The organism is Mucilaginibacter terrae (genome assembly GCF_031951985.1).
Lineage (GTDB): Bacteria > Bacteroidota > Bacteroidia > Sphingobacteriales > Sphingobacteriaceae > Mucilaginibacter > Mucilaginibacter terrae_A.
This window is the reverse complement of record NZ_JAVLVU010000001.1, coordinates 1,420,790-1,432,382: the sequence shown is the minus strand read 5'-3', so window position 1 is coordinate 1,432,382 and position 11,593 is coordinate 1,420,790. Positions and strand designations below refer to the sequence as shown.

Genomic DNA, 11,593 nt, shown 5'->3' with positions numbered 1-11,593 from the left:
CACTTATAATATTTTGTTCATAATCTATTATTGGTATTATTATCGATCATCCCTCTACCTCATCAACCTCACCTCAAAAACATTCCCCACAGCCGAACCTTGACTTGCTACAAACTTCACTTCTAAAGAAGCAGCCTTAGCCGCATCAGCAGGCAGCGGGTACTCTGCATCTACAAACTTATCACCGCCCGAGCCATCCAGTTTTACATGGCTTAACAGAACACCATTTACTAACACACTAAATTCGCGGTTGCGTTCGCGGCCGTGGTAGGTGAGGCGTAGTTTGGTGGCCGGTGCCGATGGATTTTTAAGTACGTAGCTAAACCAGCCCTTGGCGTTGCGGAAATGGCGTTCGGCAAAGAGGCCGTTGTCGGTGTTTTCGCCTTTAAAGTTGTGGTCGTTTTCGGGTTGCTGTTCGCCGGTATTTACGAGGTCAATGGTTTGGGCATCTAAAGCTTGTTTGGCGGCCTCTTTTTCTTTTAGGGTTGCCAGCACGGCGGGCAGCTTTTCGGTACTGGTGTAGGGCCAGTACATAATGTAGCGGGTGTCTTGCAGGGTGTAAAATGGCACCAGTTTAAGGTACTTATACTTGTCCCGGTAAATGAGTTTGGCGGCCGAATAATTCATGGGCGCTTTGCCGGGTTCAATTTCGTTTTGTAAGTCTTTGTTGGCAGCCACTACCATCGGGGCTTCGTCCAATGGCATCAGCGGACCAGCCGCTATGTGCCCCATGCGACTACCATCGGCCGTTTGGCCAATTAAGTCTTTTTTACCCAAATCGGCAGCCAGCACAATTGGTCCGTGTAAAAAGGCAACCCAGTTTGAGCCATCGGGCAAAAACTCGGCGCTGGTGTGCATAGGCAGTGTAACGGTTACCGCATCGCCGGTTTTCCAGGTGCGTTCAATACCCGCGTAGCCCTCAGCATCGGTTTTGATAATTTGCGGTTTGCCATTAACGGTAATGCGCATTTTGCCTTTTTCAACCCACGCCGGATAGCGGAAATGCAGCGCAAAATTACTGGCTTTAGCCAATTTAAGTGTAAGCTTCGAGGTTTCGGTATATGGGAAAGCGGTCTCCTGCGTTAAGGTCAGTTGCTTTTGTTTCCAGTTGAGCGATGATGCGATGAACAGGTTTACAAACAGGTCGTTATTGTTATGCGCATAAATGAGTTCGCCATACTTGCCATGGTTTTCCAGCCCCGAACCCACGCAGCACCAAAAGCCTTCCTGCGGCTGCGAGTAAGCGCGGTAATGCCCCGGCCGGATAGGTGTAAAGTACACAAAACCACCCTCTGGCCGCTGCGATGACAGGATATGGTTGTACAACGTACGCTCATAATAATCAATATACTTGCCCTCGGCATGATTTAAAAACAGTTCCTTACTCAGCTTAAGCATATTGTAAGAGTTACAGGTTTCGGGCCCCTCGCGCGATTCGAGCATGGGCATAAAATTATCCGTAGCGTTAAAATGCTCCCTTACGCTGTTGCCCCCAAAGGCAATGGTGCGTTTGCTAACCACGTTGTTCCAAAAGTAGTTGGCGGCGTTGTCCCATTGGGTATCATTACTTAGCTGCGCAATACGTTCAAAACCAATTACCTTAGGTATTTGTGTATTGGCGTGTATGCCGGTTAATTTATCCTGATCCTGCAAAAGCGGGTTGAGTATGGCCTGGTGCGAAAACTTGCGGGCCAGGTCTAAATATTTTTGATTACCGGTGATGCTGTACACATTGGCAAATACTTCGTTCAGGCCGCCATGTTCGCTGCGCATCATTTGCTGCGCCTGCTCGTTGGTTAGGTTATGGGTAATGCCCTCAAACCAGTCGGTAAGTTTAATGAGCATGGTTTTGGCGTCGGCGTTACCGGCTACGGCATAGGCATCGTATAAACCTGCAAACAGTTTATGAATGTTGTACAACGGAACCCATTTGCCGTTCATGCCAAAGGTCGATGCATCTATTTTGCCCTTCTCAATATCAGCCCACATGGCTTTGCCGCCTGGTATGCCTCCCACATAACCATTGCCGTTGGCATCCTGGCAGCGTTTAAGTTCGGCAATCATGTAATCGAGCCGTTGCTTAACTTCGGCATTGCCGGTAGAAGCATACATAAGCGATAGGGCCGACACGTAATGCCCGCCAATATGACCATCTAAACCCGTGTTTTCCCAGTTGCCGTAGCTTTCTGCTTTGGGCTTCAACCCGGCTTCGCGCAGGTATGGTGCCAGCAAACGGTCGGGGTTGAGCGACAGCATGTACTTCATATCGGTTTGTTGCGCCTCCTTAAACGGACTGGATAGCAACCGTACCGACGATAACGGAAACGATTCCAAAACAGCCGTACTTTTCACCTGCGCAAAACCAGGCGCATGGCAAGCCACAAACGACAACGCACAAATCCAATTTTTAGTAAACATGGGTAACAAGAAATAGAAGACGGTTTATAAATGTCAATTATACAATTGTAAGCAACCTGCACGATATTTGCAACCGATTGTGAAAATAATAGGGGCGGGGGATGGGGTAAAAGGCTGCATTTATTTAACTCATGCCTCTGTTCATTCGTTTCATCTTCAATAGGAGTAAGCAAGTCTGGAAATTAAAACCACCTTTGGAAGGTGTTACTGGCATGTGTAATTCCGTCCGGTGCTTATTATTATATAGGATTATGTTGGGAAGAAAGGATTTTCAAAAGCTTAGTTGAAGTAAAGGAAAATATCAAAAATGTTTGTTTAATAAATTTAACTATTTACTTTGTGTTTTATATTGTCATATTCTCATGAAAAATAAGTATCTCAATTATATATCAGATGAACATTTGTTAAAATGTATTTCAGGTCTTCACCAATCTTATATTAAGGCTAAAAACAGTATAAGTAGTGGAAGGTTTTATGCAAATAAAGTAGATACAATTAAACTAACATTTGATAGTAATTTTAATGAAATTGACCAAGATGATTTAGTTGATACCGAGATATTAAGACAAATTGATAAATCTATAAATAATTCGATTGGTACTTTTCATGAACAAATTCTGGGAGGAATAAATGGTTATGAGGTTGGAAAACTGAGTGGATTTGACATAAAGGCTGTTGACAATTCGTTGTTTGCCGATATTAAAAACAAGCATAATACGATGAATAGTAGCGCTGCTGAAAGCTTATATCAAAAGCTTGCAAAGTATGCCGATACTTACAAAAAAGCAAAATGTTACTGGGTGCAAGTTTTAGCCAAAGGAAGTTTTAACAAAAATTGGTCGGGTAATATTAATGGTAGGGAGTATAATCATACCCGTGTATTTATGATTTCAGGAGACCAGTTTTATAATATGCTATCAGGTGAAGATGATGCTTTGATACAATTATATAAAGCTTTACCCTTTGCAATAAAAGACTATTTATCTACAATTGAAAAACAAGACAAAGTGATTGAACATTCTGCATTATCTGAAATAAAAAGTCGTGCAGATAAATCACAGCGTTCAATCCTTGACCAAATCACGTTTGAAAATTTTACATATTATTTAGGGGTGGATAAATTGTAATGCTATGCCTGCATAACTTCAGCATGGGTGTGAGTGTCTGACATTTTTTTCTCATTAAGAAAATTTACTATGGATATTCCTATCGCTTTTGCTAAATTAACTGGTACTGCATTTCCAATTTGTTTATATTGTTGATTTACAGCCCCGGTAAATCTCCAATCATCTGGGAATGTTTGAATCCGGGCATACTCTCGTACTGTAAAAGGCCTTGTTTCCTCAGGATGACACCTCTCAGTTTGTTTTTGAGCGGGACTACAAGTAAGAGTTAAGCAAGGTTCATCCCAGCTTATACGTCTTGCAATACCTGTTTTCCCTCCTCCTAAATAGAAGCTTTTTTGCATATACTTTTTTTGAAGCTCTAATGGTAAGTCTCTCCAATAGCCCCCTGCTGGTACTAAGTCCAAAATGTTTTGTTTACTAATTGGATATTTACTTCCAGCGGAATCAGGGACATCGCAATTAAAAAGTTCCCCTTTTTTTAAGGCATCTTTTAAAGTGTATATCTTATTGTTACTCTGCGGATATTCAAAATCAACAGTGATATCTTTTCTTACACCAACTAAAATAAGTCTTTCCCTCTTTTGTGGTACATTATAATATATGGCTTTCAGGATTTTTGGTTCTAAAACCCGATACCCAATTTCATCTAGAATTGATATCATCCCTTTTAAGGTACGGCCACTATCATGGTTCAAGAGGCCTCTTACGTTCTCACCTATACATATTGCGGGGGAGGTTTCTTGTACTACACGTGCAAATTCATAAAATAATGTTCCCCTTGCATCTTGTAGCCCTAATTTTTTTCCAGCATAACTAAATGCCTGGCAAGGGAAACCGCCTGTTACAACATCAACTTTATTACGTAAATGAGAGAATGACAGGTTCCTTATATCTCCTTCAATAACATTCCAATTAGGCCTGTTAACTCTTAGTGTTTCTGCAGCCCAATGGTCAAGTTCGTTTAAGGCGACACATTTTAATCCTGCTTGTTCAAGCCCGATTGCAAGGCCGCCTGCTCCAGCAAATAGTTCAAGAACTGTGTAATTATCAGTTGGTTGTATTTCTTTTACTTCTCTTTTGTACGATTGCTCAAATTCGTCAAAAATCATTAGTTGCTCCTTTTTGTAAACTCTATAATTACTCATGGGTTCTCTTACAGCGCATAGTTTGCCGCTTTTATCCCATCTTCTAAGTGTTTCCTTACTTTTACCAAGAATATCTGCTGCTTCTGAAATTGTATAAACTTTTTTCATATAACCATGTTAAACAACCTTACACATGGTTACAAATATATTATAAGTAAAATTGTTTTTGCTATGCTAATAAAATTAGTTTTCCACAATTTTAATAATGGTTAATTACGAGGATAAAGAAATAATCAAGGTTCCTCGTTTTAATGAGGTGAACGGATTTTATACTACCAAATCTCGGAGTATTTTAATGTCTAAAATAAAGTCTAAAAATACACGGCCAGAAATTCTCTTTAGAAAAGCACTTTGGGCATCCGGTATACGCTTTAGACTTCATAATAAAGCACTTCCTGGTAATCCAGACATCGTAATCAACAAGTATAAAATAATTGTTTTTATAGATGGCGAGTTCTGGCACGGATACGAATGGGATAAAAAGCGGGCGAAAATCAAGTCCAACAGAGAGTTTTGGATTGCGAAAATTGAGCGTAATATGCAAAGAGATGAAGCAAATAATCTTAAACTTAAATTAATGGGGTATACAGTTATAAGATTTTGGGAGAAGCAAATAAAGAAGGATGTATTGGGGTGTGTTAAAGTTGTCTCTGAAAAAATGGAAGGAGTGTGATTGGAATTCCAAACTCAAAAATATACTTCTTAACTCATAACTACCCGCACAATCCTGTCAGTGTGACTTGTCCTGGCTAAGGTTTACACAATAAAAACAGAAAGTGTAACCATGAACAAGAGCCAGATAGCGAAGATCCTTCATGACCGGATCACGCACGGGCTAAGTTTTCGTAGCTTAGCCAAAAAGTATAGTACCTCTGCGGCTACTATCCATCGAATTGTGAAAAAAGAGCACCCCATTAAAAAAACCCAGGAAGAGCAGGACACGTCCATGCCTGATGATGTAGCACAGCTCAGAGAGCTGCTGCGCAAGGAGCGTTTAAGGAACGAACTGTTGAACAATATCATCGATATAGCAGATCAGGAGCTGGGCACTAACATCAGAAAAAAGTCTGGCATCAGGCGGTCGGAGTAAGTATAACGGCACATTCACGTGGCTTGCGTGAACTGTGCGGACTGCTTGGTTACAGCACACAAGCTTATTATCAGTATTTAAAAGCAACGGAACGTCGGAGCTTCGGCCAGGAAGAGCTCGTCCAGCAGGTACTGGCTTACCGCAGGGAGCAACCCCGTATAGGGACGAGGAAGCTGTTTTCACTGCTGCAGCCGGCTATAGGCCGTGATGCATTCTTTGTGTTGTTACGGGAAAGCGGGCTGCTGGTGCGGCAGAAGCGCCGTCATGCACGCACCACGTTTTCCTACCACCGCTTCAGGAAGTACCCGGACCTGGTAAAAGAGATGGTTATAGACCGTCCGGGCCAGCTTTGGGTGAGCGATATTACCTATATCCGCATGGGGGAAGGCTTTGCCTATCTGAGCCTGGTAACAGATGCTTACAGCCGAAAGGTCATTGGCTTTTCAATGAGCCATGACCTTTCTACGGACAATTGCCTGCAGGCTTTAAAGATGGCACTGAAGCAACGGGAAGGAAACCATCCCCTGGTGCATCATTCGGACCGGGGCATACAATACTGCAGCGGGGCATATACGGAGTTATTAAAGCAAAATGGGATCTCTATCAGCATGACGCAAAGTGGTAACCCGCGCGACAATGCCATTGCAGAACGGGTTAACGGGATCCTCAAGATGGAACTATTGCAGGAAAGATACGCAGATATCAGCAGTGCCAGGCAAAGCATCAGGCAGGCTGTTATTATCTATAATACCCTGCGCCCGCACAGTAGCCTGGATATGATGACACCTGAACAAGCCCACAGGCTGACAGGGCCGATCAAACGAAGGTGGCAGAATTACTACCCGGTAAAGCAACAGTATGCGGATGTTGTGTAAACTTATTTTAGTACGTACCTTTAAAGTGTAAATCAATAACAGTATTAACCACACAAAGTGTAAACTTTTTTCAGGACGGGTCAGTGTTCAAGGTGTTCAACCCGTTCAACAGCGTTCAAGGTGTTAAATATATTTCTATGAAACACTAAATTAAACACCCCGCAAAAAACCGGCAAAAACGGGAAACCACGGGGTGATTTCAAGGTTTTCAGGTGCAAATAGCGGGCAGGGGGAGCGAGGCTTTTGGAGCGGTCGGCGAGCGTAAAAGCCTACCATTGTACATACGCCCTCCCTGGGCAGGGGCGTGAAGGAAAGTGTAGTGCGGGCAGGGGTTTATGAGTTAAGCAAATTGTATAAACCCCTCCCTAACCCTCCCGGGGGAGGGAATTAAGTGCATCGTACAACCCAATCAACGCATGTAAATTTATGGGTTATTACCTGAGCCTGGGCTTGTGTGTTTGTATTGTGGGGTTTGATATTTTATAAAATACACTCATAATCAATTGATTGTGATTTTGACAAACCCGCTCCCCGCTCCTAAACCCCCGCTCCTCAATCACATCAACAGCACGTCTATCCGGTGCGCATGCACCATCTGCAACTTTTCCGACCATGCAAAAACTGTAAATTGGCCATCCTGCGAGGCCACCAAAGCTACCGAATCATGTTGATCGTGCACAAACTGGGCGGCGGCCAAATGCCGGGTTCCGCCGTTTTGGGCAGGGTGTATACGGGTAGCCTGTACGCCCGATACGGGTTCGGTGATAATCACCTGTTCGACCGGTATGCTGGTGGCGGCACGGGCTATTTTGGCTCCAAAAGCCAGTAAATCATATTGTTGTGTAATCACGGTGGCGCCATCTACCGCGGTAAACCCGCCTATAATATCAAGGGCCTGTAAGAGTGATTCCTGCCACTCAAACTTATTGCGCTCCTGCTCCGTGTGCAGCATTAAATCGGCAATAACGGTATAGGGCGGGGTAACTTCGTACTTAATGGGGTGTACTATCGAGTCTTTCCAGCCCTCCGTATTGCGCGGAACAATGAGCACCAAACCACCCCTCCGGTGCAGCCTCATGGCCGATGATAGCTGGAGCAAAATGTTAAATGTTTCGCCCATAAACGAGGGTAACGCCATGTTCATGAGTGAGGCATGCAGGGCAGGGCACTCCGCAATCCCCATCGATTTTTCGTCGAGAACTTTGATCTGGTCGCCCTGCAAAACAGCAATGTTTACAAACTTGCCAAAACCGGCCAAACGGCGGTGCTTAATAACCAGCAAACCAGGTTCAACAACCTCTAATACAAAGCATATGCCTGGTACGCTGTGGGTGGTTCCCCAAATGTAAAGTTCGTCGTTCTCGTGCCATATGCCCAGGTGTATGCCGGGTTGCTCAACCGCCGGGGCCAACTTAACCAGGTTATAGGGCGTAAGCCTTAGCCGCTGCCCAAACACCAAAGGTTTACCGGCCTGTTCGGGCTGTAAAACAGCCATTGATATACTTACCGAATGCCCTTCCTCACGGCGCAAACTTGCCCAAAATGCCACATCAATTACCGCTTCAATAATATTGGAGCTGCATGCTGTAGCAAGGTCGGTTTCGCCAAGCAGGCGGGCGGCGGCCAGGTGGTCGGCAAAGTGCGTTTCAATGGTTTCGGCCACCATGCGTGCAGCCAGATAAGACGGTTCGGAGAACATAGGTGCGTGTTTTTACAATGATAGCATTACGCTGTAACAACAGCGCAATATTGATGTAAAAATAGATGAATTACATCATCAAAAATCGGGCAATTGTCGGGTTAATGTTTGTTTGGTATGGGTTCGTCATACTTAATACATAATCGGTTACAATCTTTGAATTTTGCAATTATTCGTTCGAATATTGCAAACGGACGCCTTATTTACCGGGCTACATTTGTATTACTTAAAACAAGCAACTAATGAAACTAAATATACCTATCTGCAAAAAACATCGTGATACTTTACGCCATACTGCGGCTTTGCCGGTAAAGGCCAATATCACAATTCCCGAAATAAATAACGTTAATACGCCGGTTCAGGTTAGCAATACGCTAAATGAGCAGAGCCAAACTGAATTTGCCAAGCCGTTTTACACCGATTACGTTCAGCAAAACAACGTAGCCGGCGAAGAAAAGCAGTTGGCTCTCATGTTTTTAGACATACGCAACTTTACCCCGTTTATGGAGCAGCGCTCGGCTTATGATGTAATTTATGTGATCCGTAAGCTGTTTGCGCTATTTAACGATTCCATTCGTGAAGCAGGCGGACGTATTATCGAAACCCAGGGCGATAGCATATACGCAGCCTTTGGTTTAAATTCGGACGTTGAATTTGCCGTTAAAGCGTCTGTTGATGCATCGATGGCTATATTTCATGATTTAGAGGTATTTAATGCTACGTATGCCCAACCATACTTTAATTTGAATTTTGAAATAGGCATCGGTTTACATCAGGGCAATGTATTGGTGGGTATGTATGATATTGATTACAACGACCACCTTACCATAATGGGTTTGCCGGTTAACATTGCATCACGCCTGCAATCAAAAACAAAAGATTTAAATAACGACCTGCTGATCTCGGAAGATGCCTATCGTTTACTCAATATGCCCGGCGGCGACATTGAAAGCCGTCACATCAAACTCAAAGGAATATCTGAACCTGTACAGGTGCGCTTAATGGGGCAACCTTATAACCAAAAGCCAAGCGGCGATGATATGATGGACTACTTTATAGCAATGGCAGGTTAACACCTGCCTTTTTTGTTATACAGGTTAAGCGTGCAGCAGCAAACAATTCTCTTATTAATTTCTTATTTTTAGCATGATACTGTTTTAGGCGAAAACTTATGCACCAACACTTTTTCTTTTACCTATGCCTGTTGCTCGTTATTATGCTGCTGGTAATGCTGGCACAAAAGATAAAGGTTTCTTATCCTATTGTATTGGTTTTAGGAGGTTTGGGCTTAAGTTTTATACCGTCGCTGCCCGCTATCAATATCGATCCTGAACTCATTTTTCTCATCTTCCTGCCGCCATTACTTTATGATGCGGCCTGGCAAACTTCGTGGAAAGATTTTTGGAAATGGCGCCGGGTTATCGCCTCATTTGCCTTTCCTATTGTAATCATCACATCGGCTGTAATAGCAGTAATATCGCATCAACTTATACCCGGTTTTACATTAGCCTTAGGGTTTTTATTAGGTGGAATAATTTCACCTCCCGATGCGGTTTCGGCCACCTCAATATTAAAAGAAGTTAAAGTGACAAAACGCGCGCAAGCCATTATTGAGGGCGAAAGTTTGTTGAACGATGCGTCGAGTTTAATTGTATACCGTTTTGCGTTGGTAGCCGTACTTACCGGGAGTTTCTCGGTAGGAGAGGCCTCGCTCAAATTTTTGGAAGTAGTGGTTATGGGCATAGCCATTGGTTTAATTATTGGCTTAGTGTTTTATGCCTTGCACCGCTGGATGCCCACCACGGCAAGTATCGATACTGTGCTAACCTTTGTAGAACCGTACATTATGTACATAGTTGCCGAGCATTTTCATTTTTCGGGAGTGTTGGCAGTGGTAACCGGGGGGCTGTATTTATCAAACCGAAGCCATGTTATACTTAATAATGTAAGCCGGTTACAAAGTGTGAACGTTTGGCAAACCATAGGCTTTTTGTTTAATGGGTTTGTGTTTTTACTCATTGGCCTGGGATTTACTACGGTTGTAAAGGCTGTTAGCAATAATGTAAGCGATGCCGTTAAATACGGACTCATTATATCGGCAGCAGTTATTGTAATACGTTTGCTGAGTACGCTTGGGGCATCGGTATTTACCATGTTCATGAGTCGGTTTATTCAAACGGCCGATAGCAGGCCGGGCTGGCGCGGACCTATAGTTTTTGGCTGGGCGGGTATGCGGGGTGTAGTATCGCTGGCATCGGCCTTATCTATTCCGCTGGTTTTAAAAAGTGGGCAGCCTTTCCCTCATCGCGAGCTTATTATTTTTATTACTTTTATTGTGATACTGGTAACGCTGGTTTTCCAAGGATTAACCTTGCCTTGGGTTATCCGCAAGTTTGGCGAACCCGAGCGCGACTACCTCATCCCGGAGCACGAGCAGGAGGCGCAGGTAAAATCAGCAATGAAAAATGTTGCTTTAGCTTTGCTGGAAAAGGAATATCAGGATGACATGATTAATAATCAGCTTTTAAAAGAACTAAAAGCCCGCCTATCAAATGAGTTAGAATATGTTGATGGCAGGCACGAGCGCAGCGAAGAAGAAGCACTGAAAAACAAGACTAAATTTCATGATGCATTTAAGCACGTGATTGAGGTGCAGCGTCATAAACTTCAAGAACTTAACCTTAAACCTGAGTTTGAAGAAGAGGTGATAAAAAAATATGTTGCACAGTTAGATTTAGAAGAAGAAAAATTGCGCCAGCAGTTTGAACTTTAAGCATTACATTCCTTACAAACACCTGTTATAGTCAAATTGATGTCTTGTGCTGCGAAACCCGCAGGCAGCTGAACAGGGGGTAAACTAAAATCATTCATGCAATACACTTTAAAGCATTGTGTGCAGTTAAAATGAAAGTGTTTATCGTGATGTGCATGTTTGGTACATTTTGAGGAACACATGGCATAATTCGCAGTTCCGTTGAGATCTATTACCTTGTGCAAAATCCCTTTTTGCTCAAACGCGCTTAATATGCGATACAATGTCACCCGGTCCACTTTTCCATTTAAATGGTTTTCTATCTGAGGTTGCGACACGGCCGACTTTGCTTTTGAAATTATACCAAGCACCAGCAACCTGGCTTGAGTCACCTTGAGCTCATGTTTTGAAAGTATGCCTGCAAATTTGTTTTCCAAAGCAGTATTGATTTATGACAAAACAAAGATAGAAATTTCAAATGCAACTA

General features: G+C 43.2%; 10 protein-coding genes. 6 read left to right on the top strand and 4 right to left on the bottom strand.

Going from position 1 to position 11,593, the window contains the following annotated elements; all coding sequences use genetic code 11:
* Positions 1-54: 54 nt before the first annotated feature.
* On the bottom strand, positions 55-2,418 hold the full coding sequence (locus QE417_RS05805) for a glycoside hydrolase family 127 protein (protein WP_311948246.1): 2,364 nt from the start codon (positions 2,416-2,418) through the stop codon (positions 55-57).
* A 362-nt stretch (positions 2,419-2,780) separates the two neighbouring features.
* Here QE417_RS05805 and QE417_RS05800 point away from each other — a divergent pair, with 362 nt between their 5' ends.
* Positions 2,781-3,545 (top strand): Eco47II family restriction endonuclease, encoded by a 765-nt coding sequence (locus tag QE417_RS05800; protein ID WP_311948244.1) that lies wholly within the window; start codon positions 2,781-2,783, stop codon positions 3,543-3,545.
* 2 nt (positions 3,546-3,547) lie between these two features.
* Here QE417_RS05800 and dcm read toward each other — a convergent pair whose 3' ends face one another.
* Entirely contained in the window at positions 3,548-4,798 is a 1,251-nt protein-coding gene (dcm, locus tag QE417_RS05795) for a DNA (cytosine-5-)-methyltransferase (RefSeq protein ID WP_311948242.1), read from the bottom strand.
* Between the two features lie 97 nt (positions 4,799-4,895).
* Here dcm and QE417_RS05790 point away from each other — a divergent pair, with 97 nt between their 5' ends.
* From QE417_RS05790 to QE417_RS05780, 3 genes are all read left to right on the top strand, one after another.
* Positions 4,896-5,363, top strand: a complete 468-nt coding sequence (locus tag QE417_RS05790) for a very short patch repair endonuclease (protein ID WP_311948240.1) — start codon at positions 4,896-4,898, stop codon at positions 5,361-5,363.
* 111 nt (positions 5,364-5,474) lie between these two features.
* Complete coding sequence (locus QE417_RS05785; RefSeq protein ID WP_311947754.1) at positions 5,475-5,780, top strand: hypothetical protein; 306 nt, start codon at positions 5,475-5,477, stop codon at positions 5,778-5,780.
* Positions 5,781-5,782: 2 nt separating this feature from the next.
* Positions 5,783-6,655: an IS3 family transposase gene (locus tag QE417_RS05780; protein WP_311954588.1), complete on the top strand. Its 873-nt coding sequence runs from the start codon at positions 5,783-5,785 to the stop codon at positions 6,653-6,655.
* A gap of 556 nt (positions 6,656-7,211) precedes the next feature.
* On the opposite strand, the gene QE417_RS05775 is transcribed toward QE417_RS05780, so the two are convergent.
* Positions 7,212-8,354 carry a putative sensor domain DACNV-containing protein gene (locus QE417_RS05775; RefSeq protein ID WP_311948238.1) on the bottom strand — a complete coding sequence of 381 codons (1,143 nt, stop codon included), beginning with the start codon at positions 8,352-8,354 and terminating at the stop codon, positions 7,212-7,214.
* A gap of 242 nt (positions 8,355-8,596) precedes the next feature.
* Here QE417_RS05775 and QE417_RS05770 point away from each other — a divergent pair, with 242 nt between their 5' ends.
* Positions 8,597-9,427, top strand: a complete 831-nt coding sequence (locus QE417_RS05770) for an adenylate/guanylate cyclase domain-containing protein (protein ID WP_311948236.1) — start codon at positions 8,597-8,599, stop codon at positions 9,425-9,427.
* Between the two features lie 98 nt (positions 9,428-9,525).
* Positions 9,526-11,127, top strand: coding sequence for a Na+/H+ antiporter (locus QE417_RS05765; RefSeq protein WP_311948235.1), 1,602 nt, complete (start codon positions 9,526-9,528; stop codon positions 11,125-11,127).
* Here QE417_RS05765 and QE417_RS05760 read toward each other — a convergent pair.
* The gene (locus QE417_RS05760; protein WP_311948233.1) at positions 11,124-11,543 is read right to left on the bottom strand and encodes a Fur family transcriptional regulator; all 420 of its coding nucleotides are present in this window, start codon (positions 11,541-11,543) and stop codon (positions 11,124-11,126) included. The two genes, QE417_RS05765 and QE417_RS05760, sit on opposite strands and share 4 nt — an antisense overlap.
* Between the last annotated feature and the right edge of the window lie 50 nt (positions 11,544-11,593).

Coding starts and splice junctions, on each gene's coding strand:
- QE417_RS05805 (WP_311948246.1), bottom strand. CDS start 2,418: ATGTTTACTAAAAATTGGATTTGTGCGTTGTCGTTTGTGGCTTGCCAT.
- QE417_RS05800 (WP_311948244.1), top strand. CDS start 2,781: ATGAAAAATAAGTATCTCAATTATATATCAGATGAACATTTGTTAAAA.
- dcm (WP_311948242.1), bottom strand. CDS start 4,798: ATGAAAAAAGTTTATACAATTTCAGAAGCAGCAGATATTCTTGGTAAA.
- QE417_RS05790 (WP_311948240.1), top strand. CDS start 4,896: ATGGTTAATTACGAGGATAAAGAAATAATCAAGGTTCCTCGTTTTAAT.
- QE417_RS05785 (WP_311947754.1), top strand. CDS start 5,475: ATGAACAAGAGCCAGATAGCGAAGATCCTTCATGACCGGATCACGCAC.
- QE417_RS05775 (WP_311948238.1), bottom strand. CDS start 8,354: ATGTTCTCCGAACCGTCTTATCTGGCTGCACGCATGGTGGCCGAAACC.
- QE417_RS05770 (WP_311948236.1), top strand. CDS start 8,597: ATGAAACTAAATATACCTATCTGCAAAAAACATCGTGATACTTTACGC.
- QE417_RS05765 (WP_311948235.1), top strand. CDS start 9,526: ATGCACCAACACTTTTTCTTTTACCTATGCCTGTTGCTCGTTATTATG.